Source organism: Roseibium sp. AS2 (assembly GCF_038900065.1).
Lineage (GTDB): Bacteria > Pseudomonadota > Alphaproteobacteria > Rhizobiales > Stappiaceae > Roseibium.
In genome coordinates, this window is sequence record NZ_JBBMQN010000005.1 from 181,063 (window position 1) to 200,663 (window position 19,601).

The 19,601-nt window shown below is 62.1% G+C and carries 18 protein-coding genes; 6 read left to right on the forward strand and 12 right to left on the reverse strand.

The window, feature by feature from the left end; translation table 11 throughout:
* Positions 1-40 precede the first annotated feature (40 nt).
* Positions 41-910 (reverse strand): MurR/RpiR family transcriptional regulator, encoded by an 870-nt coding sequence (locus WNZ15_RS15985; RefSeq protein WP_342893992.1) that lies wholly within the window; start codon positions 908-910, stop codon positions 41-43.
* Positions 911-1,201: 291 nt separating this feature from the next.
* Between WNZ15_RS15985 and WNZ15_RS15990 the strand changes: the two genes are divergently transcribed.
* Positions 1,202-2,080 (forward strand): alpha/beta hydrolase, encoded by an 879-nt coding sequence (locus WNZ15_RS15990; protein WP_342893993.1) that lies wholly within the window; start codon positions 1,202-1,204, stop codon positions 2,078-2,080.
* 59 nt (positions 2,081-2,139) lie between these two features.
* Here the strand turns inward: WNZ15_RS15990 and egtD are convergent, their stop codons facing one another.
* Complete coding sequence (gene egtD, locus WNZ15_RS15995) at positions 2,140-3,087, reverse strand: L-histidine N(alpha)-methyltransferase (RefSeq protein WP_342893994.1); 948 nt, start codon at positions 3,085-3,087, stop codon at positions 2,140-2,142.
* Positions 3,084-4,349, reverse strand: coding sequence for an ergothioneine biosynthesis protein EgtB (gene egtB / locus WNZ15_RS16000; protein ID WP_342893995.1), 1,266 nt, complete (start codon positions 4,347-4,349; stop codon positions 3,084-3,086). The genes egtD and egtB overlap by 4 nt, the downstream gene beginning before the upstream one ends.
* Before the next feature lie 518 nt (positions 4,350-4,867).
* On the opposite strand from egtB, the gene dapA reads away from it, so the two are divergent.
* Together dapA and WNZ15_RS16010 are read left to right on the forward strand one after the other, a co-directional pair.
* Complete coding sequence (gene dapA / locus WNZ15_RS16005; RefSeq protein ID WP_342893996.1) at positions 4,868-5,749, forward strand: 4-hydroxy-tetrahydrodipicolinate synthase; 882 nt, start codon at positions 4,868-4,870, stop codon at positions 5,747-5,749.
* A 386-nt stretch (positions 5,750-6,135) separates the two neighbouring features.
* Positions 6,136-6,648, forward strand: a complete 513-nt coding sequence (locus WNZ15_RS16010; RefSeq protein WP_342891585.1) for an Hcp family type VI secretion system effector — start codon at positions 6,136-6,138, stop codon at positions 6,646-6,648.
* 177 nt (positions 6,649-6,825) lie between these two features.
* On the opposite strand, the gene metG is transcribed toward WNZ15_RS16010, so the two are convergent.
* The 3 genes from metG to WNZ15_RS16025 all read right to left on the reverse strand — a co-directional run bounded on the left by metG (position 6,826) and on the right by WNZ15_RS16025 (position 11,031).
* Positions 6,826-8,352: a methionine--tRNA ligase gene (metG, locus tag WNZ15_RS16015; RefSeq protein ID WP_342893997.1), complete on the reverse strand. Its 1,527-nt coding sequence runs from the start codon at positions 8,350-8,352 to the stop codon at positions 6,826-6,828.
* Between the two features lie 325 nt (positions 8,353-8,677).
* Entirely contained in the window at positions 8,678-9,673 is a 996-nt protein-coding gene (locus WNZ15_RS16020) for a YeiH family protein (protein WP_342893998.1), read from the reverse strand.
* A 20-nt stretch (positions 9,674-9,693) separates the two neighbouring features.
* Positions 9,694-11,031, reverse strand: coding sequence for a cytochrome c peroxidase (locus tag WNZ15_RS16025; RefSeq protein ID WP_342893999.1), 1,338 nt, complete (start codon positions 11,029-11,031; stop codon positions 9,694-9,696).
* On the opposite strand from WNZ15_RS16025, the gene WNZ15_RS16030 reads away from it, so the two are divergent.
* On the forward strand, positions 11,014-11,496 hold the full coding sequence (locus tag WNZ15_RS16030) for a tetratricopeptide repeat protein (protein WP_342894000.1): 483 nt from the start codon (positions 11,014-11,016) through the stop codon (positions 11,494-11,496). The genes WNZ15_RS16025 and WNZ15_RS16030 overlap by 18 nt on opposite strands.
* Positions 11,497-11,606: 110 nt before the next feature.
* On the opposite strand, the gene dctP is transcribed toward WNZ15_RS16030, so the two are convergent.
* From dctP to WNZ15_RS16060, 6 genes are all read right to left on the reverse strand, one after another.
* Entirely contained in the window at positions 11,607-12,665 is a 1,059-nt protein-coding gene (gene dctP / locus WNZ15_RS16035) for a TRAP transporter substrate-binding protein DctP (protein ID WP_342894001.1), read from the reverse strand.
* 28 nt (positions 12,666-12,693) lie between these two features.
* Positions 12,694-14,187, reverse strand: a complete 1,494-nt coding sequence (locus WNZ15_RS16040; RefSeq protein WP_342894002.1) for a TRAP transporter large permease — start codon at positions 14,185-14,187, stop codon at positions 12,694-12,696.
* Positions 14,187-14,777 (reverse strand): TRAP transporter small permease subunit, encoded by a 591-nt coding sequence (locus WNZ15_RS16045; RefSeq protein ID WP_342894003.1) that lies wholly within the window; start codon positions 14,775-14,777, stop codon positions 14,187-14,189. Before WNZ15_RS16045 ends, WNZ15_RS16040 begins: the two co-directional genes overlap by 1 nt.
* 160 nt (positions 14,778-14,937) lie before the next feature.
* Complete coding sequence (locus WNZ15_RS16050; protein WP_342894004.1) at positions 14,938-15,453, reverse strand: flavin reductase family protein; 516 nt, start codon at positions 15,451-15,453, stop codon at positions 14,938-14,940.
* Positions 15,453-16,343, reverse strand: a complete 891-nt coding sequence (locus WNZ15_RS16055) for an aldo/keto reductase (RefSeq protein WP_342894005.1) — start codon at positions 16,341-16,343, stop codon at positions 15,453-15,455. The genes WNZ15_RS16050 and WNZ15_RS16055 overlap by 1 nt, the downstream gene beginning before the upstream one ends.
* Positions 16,343-17,497 carry an LLM class flavin-dependent oxidoreductase gene (locus WNZ15_RS16060; protein ID WP_342894006.1) on the reverse strand — a complete coding sequence of 385 codons (1,155 nt, stop codon included), beginning with the start codon at positions 17,495-17,497 and terminating at the stop codon, positions 16,343-16,345. Before WNZ15_RS16060 ends, WNZ15_RS16055 begins: the two co-directional genes overlap by 1 nt.
* A 182-nt stretch (positions 17,498-17,679) precedes the next feature.
* Here WNZ15_RS16060 and WNZ15_RS16065 point away from each other — a divergent pair, with 182 nt between their 5' ends.
* Both WNZ15_RS16065 and WNZ15_RS16070 read left to right on the forward strand, forming a co-directional pair.
* Positions 17,680-18,390, forward strand: a complete 711-nt coding sequence (locus WNZ15_RS16065; protein WP_342894007.1) for a GntR family transcriptional regulator — start codon at positions 17,680-17,682, stop codon at positions 18,388-18,390.
* A gap of 33 nt (positions 18,391-18,423) precedes the next feature.
* The gene (locus tag WNZ15_RS16070; RefSeq protein ID WP_342894008.1) at positions 18,424-19,548 is read left to right on the forward strand and encodes a Gfo/Idh/MocA family oxidoreductase; all 1,125 of its coding nucleotides are present in this window, start codon (positions 18,424-18,426) and stop codon (positions 19,546-19,548) included.
* Positions 19,549-19,601 lie beyond the last annotated feature (53 nt).

The window sequence follows — 19,601 nt, forward strand, 5'->3', positions numbered from 1 at the left end:
TTTTATGAAACTCTTGAGTCAAGGTGTGGCTTTTCCCACCCTAGACATTTTCAAACTCGTCGAGCAAGCGGTTGTGCTTGTCGACGTCTCTGATCCGGGCTTCCGCTTCGGATCCGGCTCGCGCGACCAGCATGCCTGTGATGGTTTCGATAAGCACAAGCGTGGCCGCGTAAGATGAAAAAAAGTGTGGACTTTCAGTGCGTTGTATGAAGTGAAAGTCGGCGAACCGCAAGCCTGGAAACGCGTGGCTGTCGGTCAGCACGATGACCTTCGCACCGCGATCGGCGGCAACCTCGACGGCGCGCACGGAGCGGTGGGCATAAGGGTGCTTGGAGATGATCACCACCGTATCGGCCGACGAGACCCCGGCCAGGGTGCTGCCGAGCGTGGCGCCGTTGCGGCCCGCCACGACCCAGCGGTCATCGAACCACTTGGCGAGATAGGCGAAATAATCGGTGAACCCGGCAGAGGCGAGGGCGCCGATCAGGACGATCTTGCGGGATGCCTCAAGGCATTCGACGGCAGCTTCAAGGGTGGCGGGATCGATGTCGTCGACAAGGGCCTTGATGTTGTCGATACACGCCGACACCTGGCGCGGCAGCAGGGGCTGGCCGGCATCCGACTGCAGCCGCCTTGCCTTGTTCTGGAAGGTGTCGTCTCCCCTCCGGCTGAGTTCCGCCCGTGCCTGCTCGCGCAAGGTCTCGTAATCCGGGTAGCCGAGGGCCCGCGCAAGCCGGGTATAGCTCGCTGGCGAAACTCCGCTCGCCGATGCCACGGCACGCAGGCTGCGTGTGGCAATTTCGACCTGGTTTTCAGCTACATAGTCGGCCGCGATGCGCAATGTCTCGCTGAGATCGGTGTAATTGGCCGAAATTGCGGATTTGAGCTGTGGCGGCGAAATGGTTTCCATGGGGTTACTGTTTCATTTGTCTTTCGCCTTGTCAATTTTTGAAACAAATGTTTCGCCGTCAAAAAATCCCGAGAAGAACCCGACGTAAGTCCGGTGCGTGCTGCCGTCTGGTCACCTTCGCCAATCCGGATGATTGCCGAGGAGTCCGGGCCATTTGAGCGTATTTGCAATGATAAAAATACACGTATAAATTGAATCTTTTTGGTGTATACACTTTATGGTTTAAATTGTGTTACAATCCGTTGGGGAGACTGGGCTTTTCCATTTGTTGGAGTAGGGAAGGATAAGATCATGACTGTTTTCAGAACCAATGCGCTGGTGTCCGGTGTGCTCTCGCTGGTCTTAAGCGGGCCCGCCTTCGCGGGCGGTTATTTCGAGGTCGAACCGGGTGTCGATATCTATTACGAGGACCAGGGATCGGGGCAGCCGATCGTGCTGGTACCCGGATGGACATTCACCACCGAGGTTTTCGAACACCAACTCGCGGCGTTTTCGAAAACCAACCGGGTGATCGCCTTCGACCCGCGCAGCCACGGCCGGTCCACGGTGACGATGGAAGGCAACAACTACGTCACCCAGGGCGCGGACCTTGGCAGCCTGCTCGACTATCTGAAGGTCGAAAAACCTGTGCTGGTCGGCTGGTCGTTCGGATGTCTGGCGACGTGGGAGTTCATCAAGGTCCGGTCGACGGACGCGGCCTCCGCGCATATGTGCATCGATCTGTCGCCGACGCCCCTGACCGGCAGGGACGGTGACTGGGCCGAGGGCAGCGTGTCCGAAATCGCCGAGTTCTACGGCGGTGTGCAGACCGCCGAAGGGCACCGCGATGTCATCAACTGGTATGCCGATGAAATCATGATCGAGCAGGACTACACGCCCGATCTCGAGCGCTGGATCGTCGACCAGTCGACACAGTCACCGCCCTGGGTGGCAGCGGCCTATCTCGCGGCGGGCAATTTCAGCAACTACCTGGAAACCGCAAGGGAGGTGGATGCGCGCATGCCGTCGTCCTTCGTGATCGCCGATCACTGGGCGGACACCGCGAAGGCCTATCTTGCCAAACACACGCCGAACAGCGACGTCCATGCCTTTGGCGGTCACATGATGTTCTGGGAGTATCCGGAGAAATTCAATCCGATCCTGTCCGGCTTCATCGCACGGATCGAATAGGCTTGCAGAGTTTGGTCCGGTGCCGGCACGCGGCCGGCACCGGACCGGTCACATGCCGCTCAGCACGTCTGAAGCATGTAGACGGCGAACAGGCCGTCCGGGTCGGTATCCGCGTCCAGAATGCGCCAGCCGCCCTGGCCGGCAATGGCGGAAAAGGCCTCCAGGCTGTACTTGTGAGAGTTCTCCGTGTGGATCGTCTCGCCCCTGGCGAAGGAAATGTCTTCGCCGGCAATCGTCACAGTATGGGTCTTGAGGCTCTCCAGATGCATCTCGACACGGCTTTCCGGGGCGTTCCAGACCGCCTTGTGCGTGAAGGCGGCCAGATCGAAATCCGCATCCAGCTCCCGGTTGATCCGCTGGAGCAGGTTCTGGTTGAAAGCCGCCGTGATCCCGGCGGGATCGTCATAGGCCTCCAGGAGAACGTCCTCCGCCTTGGGTCGGTCGACACCGGCGATCAGCGTCGCACCCGGCATGGCCTCACGGATGTTGCGCAACAGCCGCGCGGCTTCGGCCGTTTCGAAGTTGCCGATGGTGGAGCCGGGAAAGAACACGAGCACCGGCAACTCAGGCAACAACGGCAGTTTGCCGAACGGCTGGGTGAAATCGGCTGCGACCGGGATCACGGCAAGCGACGGATAGGCCCGGCGCACCCGCTCGGCGGCGGCTTTCAGGTGGTTGGCCGAAATATCGATCGGCATATAGACCGACAGATCCTGGAAGGCATCGAGCAGCAGGTCGGTTTTGCGGCTCGAGCCGCTGCCGAGTTCCACCATGGCACCGCGTGCGCCCGGCAGACGCCGGTATTTCGCGGCATTTTTCTTGAGGATCTCCAGTTCCGTGCGTGTCGGATAATAGGCGTCGAGCTCGGTGATCGCTTCGAACAGATGCGAACCGACATCGTCGTAAAGCCACTTGCTGGAGATCGTCTTGCGCGCGCGTGTCAGGCCATCAAGGATGTCCTTGCGGAAGATCTGCACCTGTTCGTCGGGAATTGCATGTTTGGTCATTGATCGCCCGCCAGTCTGAGGCCCAGCATCTGCCAGCGCTGGTGCGGATAAAAGAAGGTGCGGTAGGACGCGCGCATCTGGCGTTGCGGCGTGGCGCAGGAACCGCCGCGCAGGACCATCTGGTTCACCATGAACTTGCCGTTGTATTCGCCGATCGCACCCTCAGGTGGCGTGAAGCCGGGATAGGGGGAAAACGCGCTGGAGGTCCATTGCCAGACATCGCCCCACAGGCCGGGCCGGCGGCCGACCGGAACCAGTGCGCCGCTGTCCAGGAAATTTCCCTGGATACGGGTCGCCGCGGCGGCAGCCTCCCATTCGGCTTCCGTGGGCAGACGGTGCCCGGCCCAGCGGGCGAAGGCGTCAGCCTCGTAGTAGCTGACATGCACCACGGGGGCGGCAAGGTCGACCGGCCGCGGGCCCTGCAGCGTGAAGGTCCACCAGGCGTCGTCCTGACGCCACCAGTAGAGCGGGCTGTCCCAGCGGTTTTGCTCCTTCACGGCCCAGCCTTCCATCAGCCAGAGCGTCTGGTCGGTGTAGCCGCCGTCTTCCATGAAGGCGATCCATTCGCCGTTGGTGACCGGACGGTCGGCAAGCCGGTAGGGCTCCAGCCAGACCTTGTGGCGCGGACCCTCGCAATCATAGGCGAAGCCCGTGCCGTCATGACCGATCTCGATCAGGCCGCCGTCGTGACAGGTCCAGCCGGGCGTGCTGACCGCACTGACCTGGGCAGGGCCGGGGGCGCGATAGGCGGGCAGCAGGGGATTGTAGGAAAAGGCGTTGAGAAGATCGGTGACCAGCAGTTCCTGGTGCTGCATCTCGTGATGGCAGCCAAGCGTGATCAACTCGTCGAGCCGATCTCCCTCCAGTTCGAACGCGTCCCGGTCAAGACCGTCGCGAAGGGCGTCCTCCACATGGGCACGGTAGCTCAACACGTCGGGAACGGACGGTCTGGACAGAAGCCCGCGCCTGGACCTTGTGTGCCTGGGGCCGGCCTGGACGTAGTAGGAGTTGAACAGCAATGCGAAGCGGTCGTCCCTGGGCCGGTAGCCCGGAAGCGAGGGCTTCAGGATGAACTCCTCGAAAAACCAGGTCGTGTGTGCCAGGTGCCATTTGGGAGGGCTGGCATCCTCCATCGATTGCAGGCCCATGTCTTCGTCACTCAGGGGAGCGGCCAGAGCGAGCGATTGCGCTCGCGTCTTCTCGAACAGGTCTGAAGCGGACGCTTCCCGTGACGGTTCCGTTCGTCCGTCCAATAGTGTCATCTTGATCCCTCCACGCGGGCGCCGGCTGTGCCTCCAGCCGGACCGTTGAATGCCACCAGGTTGCCTGAAGGTAGGAGCGGAGGCCGGATTTCCAATGCAGGGAATTGCACCGCCAGCGTGCATAAATGCGCTGCCGGACACCTTGAACCCACCGTGTTTACGATTTTAAACATTGTTTTGTTTTTGCTCAATTTGGCTTTCCATGGATGATAAATGCGCAAGTGATTGAAATTATGCGCAATCGGCTTTTCGCACCCTTGCGCCGGTCGGGGAGCAGGGTGCCGGAACCTTAAAAAAGCCCTCCTGACAGCGGAGCGTCAGGAGGGCTTTGATCCCGACTTCACATTGATGTGAGGACGTGCCGATCGAGTTTTTCGCGGCCGGATTTCGAGGAGGGCGGCAGGCACCGGCGCGCGAGGTTGCCTTGTGGGCCGGTTTGATGGCACAGCTTGTTTCCAGAACAACAAATCGACACGGAGCGGCGCGATTAAGCGGAACCAGCTCCGGGAGGACGCCGCATGCTCGATATCAAGGGATCCATCCCCGCGCTCGTCACGCCTTTCAGGGACGGCAAGGTGGACTGGGAGGCGCTCGAGCGTCTTGTCGAATGGCACATTGCGGAAGGCAGTGACGGTCTTGTGGCCGTGGGCACCACCGGCGAAAGCCCGACCGTCGCCAAAGACGAACACAAGGACATCATCAGGCGCGTGGTCGGCCAGGTCCGCGGCCGCATTCCGGTGATCGCCGGCACCGGTTCCAACGCCACCGCCCAGTCGCTCGACATGCTTCTGGCTGCAGAAGCTGCCGGCGCCGACGCGGCGTTGATCGTCACGCCCTACTACAACAAGCCGAACCAGGCGGGGCTTTTGGCGCACTACCGGGTTCTTCACGACAGCAGCAATCTGCCGATCATCCTTTACAACATTCCCGGCCGCAGCGTGATCGACATTCTGCCCGACACGATGGCCGAACTGGCGCGCTGGCCGGGGATTATCGGCGTCAAGGATGCCACCGGCAGCATGGAACGGGTCAGCCGGCAGCGCGCCCTGTGCGGCAAGTCCTTCATTCAGCTCAGCGCGGAAGACGCCGCCGCGCTCGGCTTCAACGCCCATGGCGGCCGGGGCTGCATCTCCGTCACCGCCAATGTGGCCCCGCGCCTGTGCGCCGAATTCCAGAAGGCTTCCCTTGCCGAGGATCTGGGCCTGGCCCGGGACTGCCAGGACCGCCTCCTGCCGCTTCATTCGGCGGTCTTCCTGGAGCCGCCGGCGGCTTGCGTGAAATACGCGCTCTCCCGCCTGGGCCATTGCCTGGAGGACACCCGGCTGCCGCTGACGCCCGTGACCGGCGTAACCAGGCAGGCGATCGACCGGGCGATGGAGATTGCGGGCCTCCTCCGGTAACAAACGGTCCGATTGCCGGGCAGAAGGCCGCACACCAGCCGATCAAGTTGGGTGGCGGAGCCATTTTCAAGCCCTTCCGGACCCCTGCGCGCCTGCAGATGACCTTCGGGGACCTCATTTTGTGATCTTCGTCACACTTTGGCTGCGCATGTTTGTTCGCACCCTGGGGTGTACTGTGCAGATTTCTGCACATGGCCATATTTCACGAGACCCAAAGAACTGTCGGTTCAGGCAATAAAATCAATGAGTTGATGATTTTTCGGCAAACTGGCACACCCGTTGCAATTCCCTTGGTATCGGCGCCACACACCAACGGCGCCCCGGAATTCAGGCAATATCGCATTCAGGCAACATCGCCTGCAGGTCAGCCAGCAAGGAGTACTGAAATGTCCAACATCGCTTACATCACCGTCAAGGGCGCAACCCAGGGCGACATGACAGCCGACGCAACCACCGCCGACAGCATCGGCAACCTGTGGCAGGAAGGCCATGAGGGCCAGTCCCTCGTGTACCACTTCGAGCAGAACGCCGTTGTTCCGCGGGACCCGCAGTCCGGGTCCATCATCGCCACCCGCCGCCACATGCCGACCACCTTCATGAAGCCGGTCGACAAGGCCACGCCGCTGCTGTGGCAGGCTCTGGCTACCGGTGAGGCTCTGGAAATCGAAGTCCATTTCTGGCGCACCGCAACGACCGGCGTCCAGGAGCACTACTACACGATCAAGTTCGAGGACGCGGTTCTGGTGGAAGGCAAGACGATCCTGCCGGACGTCACCGACGACAAGAACGCCTCGCGCGGCGACACCGACAAGTGGTCCTTCACCTACCGCAAGGTCGAATGGACCCACGAAAAGGCCGGCACCAGCGCTTCCGACGACTACCGCGCTCCTGTGACCTGACTTCTGGTCACCTGATCGCCAGGACTGACTTCAAAACGAAATTGGGCCGCTTTCTGCGAACCGGCCCATGCAGCCGGCAGGACGCCCCTCCCGCCGACTGGAACCGCCCGGCCCTGCACCGGGCGGTTCTTTTTCGTCACAAGCCGGGACGTTCTTTCGAACTTGCGGCCTGATGATCTACTGTACCCGTGGAAACAGCGTTTCGATGTCGCCAAGGTCGCTGTCGCCCTGCAGCCGGTCCAGCTCCGGTTTCCACGGATGGACGGCATCCGGCGCGTTCAGCATCGTCAGCGCCCGGCCGGCGGAGCCCGGGATCACCTGAGTGAGCGCTTCCATGACAACGCGCAGGCAATCGAGGGTCACATAGATCACCGTCTGGCAGCGTTCCCTGGTGTCGTCGTTCTTGATCAGCTCCCACGGCGCCTGTTCGGCGAAATAGTTGTTCATCTCGTCGGCCACGGTGATGATCGACTGCATCCTTGCCGGGATTTCGGCCAGGCTGATCCAGCCGCCGAGGCCTTCCGTTGCCGCGATCACCGACTTGCGGATGGCTTCGTCGGCTTCCGTAAGGGCGCCCGGAGCGGGCAGTTTGCCGTCGAACCGCGCCTTGGAGAATTTCGCCGCGCGCGACAGCAGATTGCCGATCTTGTTGCCCAGTTCGGTGTTGTAGGTCTGCTTGATGAAATCGACCGAGATCTGGCTGTCGCTGTCGGCGCGCATGTGCCGGGCGAGATACCAGCGCAGGGCATCGACGCCGAGTTCCGCGATCACTTCCATCGGGTCGACCACATTGCCGATGGATTTCGACATCTTCATGCCGCCGGCGCCGACCCAGTGGCTGTGCACGGACAGTTTCTTCGGCAGCGGCAGGCCGGCCGCCATCAGCATGATCGGCCAGTAGACACCGTGCGGCTTGAGGATGTCCTTGCCGATCAGGTGCTCGCATTCGGCCCACCAGGGCGCGTAGCTTTCGTCCGGCCAGTCTATGTTGGTCAGGTAGTTGGCGAGGGCGTCGAACCAGACATAGGTGACGAAGTCGGTGTCGAACGGCAGTTCCACACCGAGGGTCACGCGGGTCTTCGGCCGCGAGATGCACAGATCGTCCAGCGGCTCGGACAGCATCTGCTTCAGCTCGTTGCGGAAGGCTTCCGGCTGGACGAAGTCCGGATTGTCCGCGATATGCTGCAGCAGGCGCTCGCGGAACGGCTCCATCTTCAGGAAATAATTGGTCTCGTCCGTCTGCTCCACCTTCATGGTCGGGTGCAGCGGGCACTGGCCTTCTTCCGTCAGGTCCGAATCTTTCTTGAACTCCTCGCAGCCCTTGCAATAGGTGCCGGTGTAGTTCTTCTTGATGATCAGGTCCCTGTCGAAGATCGACTGTTCCATGCCGGCGACGGCCTGTTTGTGGCCCTCCCGGCTGGTGCGCACGAAATAGTCGTAGGCGACGTCCAGCTTGTCGAAGACACCCTGGAATTCCTTGCAGCGCATGGCGAGAAAGTCGTCGATCGGCATACCCAGATCCGCCGCGGCTTCCTGGTTCTTCTGGCCGTGCTCGTCGACGCCGGTGGACAGCTTCAGTTCATGCCCCAGCGCCATACGGTTGCGTTTCAGGATATCGGCCATGATGGAGGTGAAGGCGTGGCCGATATGCGGGGAACCGTTGACGTAGTAGATCGGGGTCGTGATGTAGCTTTTCATCGACATGCTTTCGGATTTCCGGCTGAAGCGGGCGGAGCGCCAAGATGTGCTGCCGCGCCGTCGCTGGGACGAGCCCAACAATGAGGTTGAAGCTATATTTCACACTCATGAGGTCAAGAAAAGCCCCGCCTCGGGTTTTGCGGGCTCCGGCTTCAGCGCGGGCTTGCCCGATCGACCTGTCCAGAACCATCAATCAGGTGGTCCGGTTCCGGAAAGCGCGTTGGTTCACCGGCCGCCCCGGCCTTGAGCCGGGGCCAGCTTCGCGAGTTCTGAGGCAGGTCCCGGATCGAGTCCGGGACAGCGGGGTGGCAACGGTTGGGTATCCTTCCACTCACCCGATCAGCCAGATCCCACCGAGCACGAACAGGGCCAGGAATGCCGTCTGGGTGGCGAGCATCCAGATCGCCGGGCCGCCGACTTCCAGAAGTTTCGGGATCGAGGTCTTCATGCCGACCGCGGCAATGGCCGCCAGCAGCGCCCAGCGGGACACCTGACCGGCAAGGTCCTTGGCGGGCTCCGGAATCAGGCCGAAGGAATTGAGCGCCGCCAGCACCAGAAACGCGATCACGAAACCCGGCATCAGCGGCGGACGGGCAGCGTCCGGTCCGGTGCTGCTGCGCAGGATCAGCGCGGCAACGAGCACGATAGGCGCCAGCAGCGTCACGCGGATCAGCTTGACCAGGGTGGACAGGTCGCCGGTTTCCTCGGAGATCGAGAAGCCGGCACCGACCACCTGGGCGACATCGTGGATCGTGCCGCCCAGGAACACCCCCGTCTCGTCCATGGAAAGCCCGAGCGCACTCGTCAGGATCGGATAGAAGATCATGGCCAGCGTCGACAGCACCGTCACCGTGATCACCGTGAACGCAAGATCCCGCTCCGCGTGCTCCCGTTTCGGCAGGATCGACCCGATCGCCATCGCCGCGGACGCGCCGCAGATGGCGACGGCGCCACCGGAAAGAAACGAAAACAGCCGGTCCTTGCCGAACAGTCGGCCGATCAGCAGCGAAAAGCCGATGGTCGCCAGCACGCCGCAGATCACCAGCAGCAGAAACGGCAGGCCGAGGGCCTGGACCATGTCCACGCTGATACGCACCCCGAGCAGGGCGACGCCGAGCCTGAGCAGGCTGCGCGCGGAAAACGCAATGCCTTCGGCCGTGCGCTGTTCCTCCGCCAGAAAATTGAGCGGCATGCCGAGCAGGATCGCCATCAGCATGGCGGGCGCACCGTAATGCTCGTTCAGGAACTGCGCCGCGATGGCGACCAGTCCGGCAATAACGAGGCCGGGGAACAGCCGGTTGGCCCGGTCCTTCAATGGTGCAACCAATGTGTGTCCTTTTGCTTTTCTTATCTGTCGACCGGCAGGCCGCTCGGGACCGTGGCGGGAATGCCGAAGGGTGGAGCGGCCACGGAGCCGGTCCCGGTAAGCGCCTTGAGGAACGCCACCAGGTCGGAAATCTCCGCCTCCGCCAGCGCGACAGGCCCAATATCCCTGAACCGGGCATGGCGCGCCATCTCGCGGGCGTCGTTCCAGACCGCGAAATCGACGGCGGCAAGCCAGGGCGCGTCGGGCAGGGCGGCCGTGTCCGGGGCCCATGCCTGCAGCATTGTGTCAGGGGCTAGATGGTGGCGGATGATGCCGTCCAGGGTCGGATAGGCGCCATTGTGGCCGTAGGGCGCTGTCAGCTCCACATTCCGGAGCATGGGCGTGCGGAACCGGTAGGCATCTTCCAGCCGGTCGCTTTCGCCCATGCGGCCGACGTCGCGCACCATGGGGTCGAACCGGCGGGTCCGGCCCGGTCCGAAGGGCGGCAGTCCGATCGCGTGGAATTTCTGGTCGCTCATCAGCTTGCCCGAATGGCAGCTCGCGCAATTCGCCTTGCCGTAGAAGAGCGCCATGCCGCGCGTCTGCGCTCCGTCAAGGGCCGTCGTGTCACCGGCAAGATAGCGGTCGAACGGACTGTCGAGGCTCTGCCATTCGATCGCCTGGAAGGCGGCGAGGGCGTTGGCGATCTCCACGATAGTGACCTGCTCCGGGGTGTCGATGTGATCGAAGGCGGCAACGAACCTGCGGCCGTAGTCCGGGATCACGCGGACCCTCTTGGCGAGGATCGGCCAGGCGGCATCGATGCGATCGTGGATCGCGCCGGCGATTTCGTTTTCCCTCGGGTTGCCGGACATCTCGAACTGGGCGACCAGCGGAAACACCGCCTGTGCGGCCAGCAGGGAATTGAAGCCGTCGGGCAGCCATTCCTCCGCCGGTGAATTGAAGCCGTTGTCATAGGTGTCCGCAACCGAGAGCCGGCCATCGTGGAACAGGGTGTGAAGCTCTTTTGTGCCAAGATTCCAGAGGCCTGGAGCGTTTCTCGGAATCCGTTTCCTGATCCGGTCGCCGCCTGTTCCGGCAAGTCGGTCCGGTCCCAGTCCTTCCCCGCCTTCGCCGATGCCGAGCGACAGCCCGTCGCCGGTGCCGTGCCGCGGGTGATGGCATGTGGCGCAGGCAATATTCCTGTTGCCGGACAGGATCCTGTCGTAAAACAGGAGCTGGCCGAGCGCGGCCTGCCTGTGGTCGAACGCAAGGAAATCGGCTTTGGTCAGCGGGGCGGGCAGCTCCACCGCCCATGCAGATGCCGAGACAAGAACCAACAGAGGAAACGACAGGACACCATGAAGACGACGTTGCAAGCCGCGATGCTGTATTTTGCCGTTCTGGCCGGGCCGGCTCTTGCCGAAATCGAACAGGCGCGCGATCTGATGGAGGCCAACCGTTACGAGGAGGCGATGAAGGAGCTGTGGCCGGCGGCGCGCTCCGGCAACGCCGACGCCGAGGAACTGATCGGCGTGATGTACGCCATGGGTCTTGGCGTGGAACGCGATGACCGGCGCGCCTTCGAGTGGTATTTGAGAAGCGCCATGAAAGGCCATCCCGGTGCGCAGTCGGGAGTCGGCTGGTACTATGAGGTTGGCCGGGGACTGCCGGCGCCCGATCTCGTCAGGGCCTACATGTGGTACACGCTCTCGGCCATCGGCGGCGATCCCGATGCGGCGATCTCTCTGGAAGAGGTGGTCAAGAAGATGACCGGCGAGGAAATTGAAAAGGCGCATGTCCTGGTCGATGACTACAAGGTCTGGATGTATCCGTTCCGGTGAGGGTCGGTTCTGATCGGATCAAGGCTCCACGCTGAAACCTTCATCGGATTGGAACCGCAATGAAATTGCCGAAGGCAGGAACCCGGCCGTAGCCGGGTTCCCTTGTCAGATCAGTTCAGGTCCGCGTCGCGGGCCCCGTTGACGTCGGTGTCTGCAGCCTGAACGGCTTCTTCCAGCGCACCGAAGATTTCCTCGCCGCGGCCGACATTGGCCTTGAACCAGTCATAGACCGGTGCGGCGGCGTCCCTGAAGGCGGCCTTCTGATCCGGGGTCGGCACATAGAGATCGCCGCCGCCGGCAACAAATTCCTCATAGGCCTGGATGGACTTGCGCTTCGGCGAGGCGAAGGTCGCCTGCTGAAGGGCATAGAAGCCATCGACTACCACGCGGCGAAGCTCTTCCGGCATGGATAGGAACTTCTCGTTGTTCATCCACCACAGCGCGCCCATGTAGGCATGGCCGTCCAGGGTGACATATTGCAGGCCTGCATCCGGGAATTTCATGCCCATGATGTCGGTGATGCCGTTCTTGGAGCCCTCGACGACACCGGTCTGGAACGAGGTGAACAGCTCCGGCCACGGGATCGGGGTCGGGGAAGCGCCAAGGGCCTTGACCAGTTCCTGCGGCAGGTCGGCGACAACGGTGCGGATCTTCAGGCCTTCCATGTCGGCGGGCTCGGCCACCCGGCGCTTGGTGTTGGCGAAGTTGCGCCAGCCGCCGGTGTTGCCGACGGTCATCAGGCGGATGGAATTGTCACTGTCTTCAAGCGCCATGGCGCGCATGGTGCGCACGAAATCGCCGGACAGGACATGTTCTGCGATGCGGTCGTCGCTCATCATGTAGGGCAGGTCGAGGACCTGAACATACGGAAAGATGCCCGATGCGCCGCCGGAGGTGGAGATGTAGATGTCGATCGCGCCGCCGGCGATGCCCTGCAGGCACTCCGCGCCATTGGAGCAGAGCTGGGTACCGATGAACAGTTCGACTTCGATGGCGCCGTTGGAAGCGGCTTCAACGAAGTTCTTGAAGACGACGAGACCGTCATAGTCCTCGTCGTTCTCGTTGGAGTTGGCGGTCGCGCGCAGCGTATAGTCCGCGGCCATGGCACTCATGGCCGAGCCGGCGAGCATCGCCGCGACGGTGAGTGTCTTCAAGGTGGTTTTGAGCATCAGGTTCCTCCCATTATTAAGCTCAGGGTCAGTTGGCAAATCCGGTCAAACGCGGGATCGTCATCGAAAGTGCCGGGATATAGGTGATCAGGAAGATCACCGCGACCTCCACCGCCAGAAACGGCAGAATGGCCTTGGCTATGGTTTCAACCCGTTCTCCTGAAACCGAAGCCGCGACGAACAGCACCAGCCCCATCGGCGGCGTCGCCAGACCGATGGTCAGGTTGACGCTCATGATGATGGCGAAGTGGATGGGGTCGACCCCCATCGAGATGAAGATGGGGCCGAGGATCGGTCCCAGAATGATGATCGCCGGCCCCGCGTCCAGGAACATGCCGACGATGAACAGCAGCAGGTTGATCAGAAAGAGCAGGATCAGGGGATTGTCGGACAGGCTCAGCACGAAACCGGCCATCAGTTCCGGGGCGTGGCTGAGACTGACGACGGTCTTGAAGGCCATCGCCGCGCCGACCAGCAGCAGCACCACGGCGGAGGTGATGCCGGCACGGTTGAGCACACCGGGAAGTTCTGCCGGCTTGAGCGAATGCAGCACGAAGAACCCGATGATGAGCGCATAGGCAACGGCAACGGCCGCCGCTTCCGTCGGCGTGAACACGCCGAGCAGGATGCCGCCCAGGATGATGATCGGCGTCTGCAGCGGCGCGACCGCCTTCTTGCACACCATGCGGAAGTCGCTGGAGACCGCCCCGCGCAGGCTCATCAGCAGGGCATGGACTAGAACGAGAAACACCGCGAAGAGCAGCAGGGTCATCGCCGTGGAATAGTCCGCGATGCCCAGGCCTCTGGCGGCGATCCCGGCACATGCGGTCGCCAATCCGGCCAGGTTGATCCGCAGCACCACGAACGAGAACCAGTATTCGACAGGCGCCATGGCCTGGCCCGGGTTGACGATCCTTTGGGCTTTCGGCAGATCGTATTTGTCGGCCATGACCCGAACCACCAGCATCAGGCCGATGCCGACCATCACGCCGGGAACGATGCCCGCCAGGAACAGCGCGGCGACGCTCTCGCCCATGACATAGGCGTAGATGATCATGATGCCGGACGGCGGGATGATCGGGCCGATGACGGAGGAGGCGGCAGTCACCGCGGCGGCGAACTTGCGGGTATAGCCCTGTTTTTCCATCGCCGGGATCAGCATGGAGCCGAGCGCGGACGTGTCGGCGACGGCCGACCCCGAAAGGCCGGCGAACAGCATCGACGACAGGATGTTCACATGAGCCAGGCCACCGCGCAGGTGGCCCATCAGCGCCTGGGAGAACTCCACAAGGCGCATGGTGATGCCGCCCTTGTTCATCAGCTCGCCGGCAAGCATGAAGAACGGAATCGCCATCAGAGGAAAGCTGTCCATACCGTTGTAGACGTTGCGGTAGAGCAGCGTGATGTCGCGCTCCTGGCCGTTCATCCACAGAAGGATGCCAGGCGCGGCCAGCAGGCCGAAGAAGACCGGCAGGCCGATCATCAGGAACAAGAGGAAGACGGGGAGGAACCAGATCAGCATCAGTCAGCCCCCGCCATGTCCGTGTCCGCGATTACCGGCAGGCGCTCAGCTCCGCCCAGGGTGTCGATCAGGTTGCGCAGGATCAGTTCGGCATTGACCAGGATCAGAAGGCCGACGCCGACCAGTAGCGAAGTCATCATCCAGCTGCGCGGGACGCGGATCCATTCGGTGAGCATGAGATTGCCCGGGACATATAGGGAGGCGGTCGCGAACCGGCCGCCGAAGCCGGTGACTTCGGCATAGCCGATCTGGACCGCAACAATGAGGACAGCGAGTGAAATCAGCAGCAGCAGCAGCGACAGAAGATTGCCGACCAGGCGAGGAAGGGCATAGGTCAGCATGTCAATGGCGACGAATCCACCGCGCCGGAAGGCGGTCGGGGCCATCAGACCGGTCATCCACAGCATGCAGAAGCGCGCGGCCTCGTCGGGCCAGGGCAGCGCGTTGTTGAAGACATAGCGGAACACGACCTGAATCAGGATCGCGACCACCATCAGGGCCACGGCAGCAATGCCGATCCAGCGTCCGATCCGCAATAGATGCGAATTGAGCCAGTCGAGCGGTGCAAGGACCGCCAGCAAAACGCCCATGCGGGCTCCTCCCTGGATCGACCTGCTTTCACGAGACATCGTGTGAAAGCGGAAAGCCGATCTTTTTTATAGTGTTAGAGAGACATTCTTTTTCCGCTCACAGGCGGTGCCTTCTCCAACTTTCCCCTGGTCCAGGCCGCCCACCGACCTGTCGCCGCGCTTATTCTGGCGCGATTTGTCCGAGTTTGCCTGCAAAAAACGTCAATGCGTCTCCCTGGCGCATTTCCGCCTGCACGACTTCGCCCAGAACGATCAGATGATCGCCGCCGTCATAGGCCGCATAACGTTTGCATTCGAAGCGGGCGAGACAGTTCTCGATCAGCGGCACGCCGTTGTCGTCGACCCGGTAGGTGAGCTGGTCGAAGGCATGGGCGTTGCGCACGAAACCGTTGCAGACTTGCTGCTGCTGATGGCTCAGCACATGGATGGCGTAATGTTCCGCCGGTTCGAAATAACGAAAGCGGCGCGAGCCCTTGTCCGGCATCCAAAGCACCAGCGGCGGCTCCAGCGACACGGAGGAAAAGCTGTTGGCGGTGATGCCAACCGGACCATCCTTCGATCCGGTGGTCACGACCGTGACACCGGTGGCGAAACGGCCGAACGCGTCCCGCAGCAGACGCGTGTTGTCTGCATCCGGTTCGAAGGTAACGGGATGATTGGCTGTCTGCATGGTCATCAGGGCACCTCTTGCCCAAGGGCCGCCTCATAAAGACGAAACCAGGTCTGCCGGTCCAGATTGACCTTCAGGGCATCGGAGATTTTGGCGATCCGGTCCGGATTGTTCGTGCCCAGAACCGGCAGAAGCTGTGCCGGATGCGCCAGCAGGAAAGCGACGGCAACCGCGGACCGGTCGACACCGTTTTCAGACGCGATCTCGTCCAGAACGGCGCCGAGCGGACCGTCTTCGGACATCACGGACCCGCCGCCGAGCGGCGACCAGGCCATCAGCCTGGTTCCGAGCCGCTGGTGAAACGCCAGGTCGCCGTTGGTGAAGGGGGCGGCTTCCTTCAGGGAGATCTCGATCTGGTTGGTCACCAGCCGTGCCGTCATGGCCGATTGCAGCAGCTCCCAGTCCCAGGGACGGAAGTTGGAGACGCCGACGGCCTTCACCTTGCCGCTTCTGACCAGATCGTCGAGGGCTGCGCCGGTTTCGTGAGCGTCCATCAGCGGATCGGGACGGTGAATCAGCAACAGGTCGATCGTCTCGATGCCCATGTCGGCCAGCGAAGTCTCGACGGATTTTTCCAGATGGGCGCGGGACGTGTCGTAGTGCTTCACCCTGGCGCCGGCGTAGCGGCCCACGGGCGCGACGATGTCGCACTTGGTCACGATTTCCATTTTTGCGCGCAAGGAAGGATTGGCTTTCAGCGCACCGCCGAGCACGGCTTCGGCTGTATACCCGCCGTAGATATCGGCCTGGTCGAAGGTGGTGATGCCCTGGTCGAGACAGGTCTGGATCTTTCGCTCCACATAGGCGGGCGAGGTGTCGCTGTCGTCGCCGAGCCGCCACATGCCGTAGATCAGGCGGGAAAATTCGAGCGAGCCGGAGAGTTTGACACGGTCCATTAGCGACGGGCTCCATTGCCGAGCGGGGTGAGTGGGGTTTCGGCCGGAACGCGGCCATAAGCGTGGGGAAGAGAGCAGGTCTTCAGGTTCGGCAGCACCCGTGCCCCGAAATGCTTCGCTTCTTCCTCGTGGGGATAGCCGGAGAAGATGAACGCGCGGATGCCCATTTTCCGGTAGGCCTCGATCTTCGACATCACCTGGTCGGTGGACCCGACCAGCGCTGCTCCGCAGCCTGAGCGTGCCCGGCCGACGCCGGTCCACAGGTTGGGTTCGATATAGCCGTAGGCGTCGGCGATCTCGCGGTTCTTCGCCTGATGGCTCACGCCGAGGGATTTGGCATCAAGCGCGCGTTCGCGGATGGCCGTGCCCTGGTCGTCATCCAGCCTGGAGACGATGTAGTCGGCATATTCCTGCGCTTCCTTTTCGGTGTCGCGCACGATCATGTGGACACGCAGGCCGTAATCGAGCGTGCGGCCGTAATTTTCGGCGACCGCATTGACCGCCTTCATGCGGCCTTCCAGCTCTTCGATCTTTTCCGGCCACATCAGGTAGACGTCGCAATGCTGGCCGCACAATTCGAGTGCGGCCGGAGAATACCCGCCGAAATAAAGCAGGGGGCCGCCGGTCTGATAGGGTTTGACGGGATCGGTAGTCAGCCCCTTGAAAGTGTAGATCTCGCCTTCGTAGTTGATCTCGTCCTGCGTCCAGGCCTGCTTCAGGATTTCGACCACCTCGCGCGAGCGCTGGTAGCGGTAGCCGCTGTCGGCCTGCTCGCCCGGAAAATCGGACGAGATGATGTTGACCGTCAGGCGGCCTTTCAGCATGTGGTCGAGTGTTGCGATGGTCCGGGCCAGCATGATCGGCTGCATCTCGCCGCAGCGGACCGCTGCAAGCAGATTGATCTTGTCGGTGATCGGCGCGCATCCGGCAACGAAGGACAGGGTGTCCTGGCCGACCTGGTAGGACGAGGGGCACAGAATGTTTCGAAAGCCCTGGGCCTCTGCGGTCTTGACGATCGACGAACAGTGCTCCCATGAGGAGCGCAGGCGGCCTTCGGGAACGCCCAGAAACTGATAATCGTCGGAGCACAGTGCGGCAAACCAGGAAACCTCCGCAGCATCGAGATCCACTGATGTGACCGGAACTACTGTCATGAATCGCCTCTTCCCTGGAGCGCCGGAGTCTTGCCGTCCAGGCCTCTTGGGCGAACGGGTCTCCGTGGTTTTCGTTTGTTTTCGATTGGCTTCATTTCACCATCGATTTTTTCTTGCATATCACCCGGTTTGATGTAAATCAATAGTGTATCAATTTTGCAGGTTAGACAACCGGAACCGCCATGCCAACCGCTTCGCAGTCGCCGAACGCGCTGCCGCTCTACGTCCAGATAAGCGAGCTTTTGATCCGGGATATTGCGTCCGGGCGGCTGATTGACGGCGAGCGCCTGCCCCCCGAACGGGACATGGCGGAAGAGCTGGGGATCTCGATCGGAACCCTTCGCAAGGCCTTGGCGGACCTGACGGAAAAAGGCCTGCTCGAACGCATTCAGGGCTCGGGAAATTACATTCGTCAGGGCGGCTCCCAGGAAAGCGTCTACGCCATGTTCCGGCTGGAGCTGCTGTCGGGAGGCGGCTTGCCGCGCGCGGAGATCCTGGACGTCGAGCGCATGCGCAAACCTTCGGACCTGGCCGCCTTCGGCACCAGCGAGGAGGGCACCCGCATCCGGCGCCTCAGGTATCTCAACGATGTCCTGATCGCGGTCGAAGAAATCTGGCTCGACGGCGACGCCGGAACGGTCAGGCGCGATCTCTTGTCGGATTCGCTCTACCGTTTTTACCAGAAGCATCTGGGGTTCTGGATTGTCCGTGCCGAGGACAGGGTGACCATCCTGCCGCTGCCGGACTGGACGCCCGGCGTGTTCCAGAAAGCACCGGGCACCATCACGGGGTTCATAGAACGGTTCAGCTGGGCGGACCGCCCCGATCCGATCGAATATTCGCGCACCTGGTTTGACACCGACAGGGCGCATTACGTACAGCGACTGAAATAGCGGATGGAAAATCCGCATTACCGGGAGGAAAACATGGCTGCAAAGGTCAGATACGGCGTCATCGGCTGCGGCATGATGGGGCAGGAACACCTGCGCAACATCTCACTTTTGCCGGACACGGAAGTGGCCGCGATCTTTGAGCCGGATGCGGCAATGGCCGCCGCGGCGGCGGACATCATGCCGGGCGCGACGTTTGCCGCTTCGGTGTCCGAACTGCTTGATGTCGGCGCGCTCGATTGCATTCTGATCGCCAGCCCCAACCACTGCCACATACCGCAGATGGAGGAAATCCGGCGCAAGCGGCCCCTGCCGCTGCTCGTTGAAAAGCCGCTTTTCACCGATCCCAGAGATCTGGCCGAACTGGATGCCTTCAAGGCGGCCTATCCGGCGCCGGTATGGGTGGCCATGGAATACCGGTACATGCCGCCGATCGCAGCGCTGATCGAGCAGGCAGAGCGGGTGACCGGCGGTATCAAGATGCTGACCATCCGCGAACACCGTTTTCCCTTCCTGGACAAGGTCGGTGCCTGGAACCGCTTCAACCGCTATTCAGGCGGCACATTTGTTGAAAAATGCTGCCATTTCTTCGACCTGATGCGCCTGATCATGAAATGCGAGCCGGTGCGCATCATGGCCTCGGCCGGCCAGGACGCCAACCACAAGGATGAAATGTACGATGGCGAACAGCCGGACATCCTCGACAACGGCTATGTCATCGTCGATTTTGAAAACGGCGCGCGGGCCATGCTGGAACTGTGCATGTTTGCAGAAGGCTCACGCTATCAGGAAGAGGTGATCGCGGTCGGCCCGGAAGGCAAGATCGAAGCCTTCGTGCCGGGGCCGGGCCGTTTCTGGCCCGCGGATCTTGGCGATCCGCCGGTGCCGCAACTGGTCGTGTCGCCCCGCAATCCCAAGGGGCCGCGTCAGATCGACATTCCGGTTGACCCCGCAATTCTGGAGGCCGGCGATCACAATGGGTCCACCTTCTACCAGCATGCCGGTTTCGTGGCGGTCGTGCGCGGCGAGAAGACGGACCCCGAAGTGACGCTGGAGGACGGCCGACGGGCCGTCGAAATGGGCCTGGCCGCCCAGAGGTCCGCGCGAACCGGCCAGTCCGTGTCGTTCACGTCACCGGCCGTTTCCTCCGTTGCCTGCTGACAGGCAACCCTCTGTTGCGGGTTCTGCAGGCAAACGCGCCCGCGCGGGCTCCC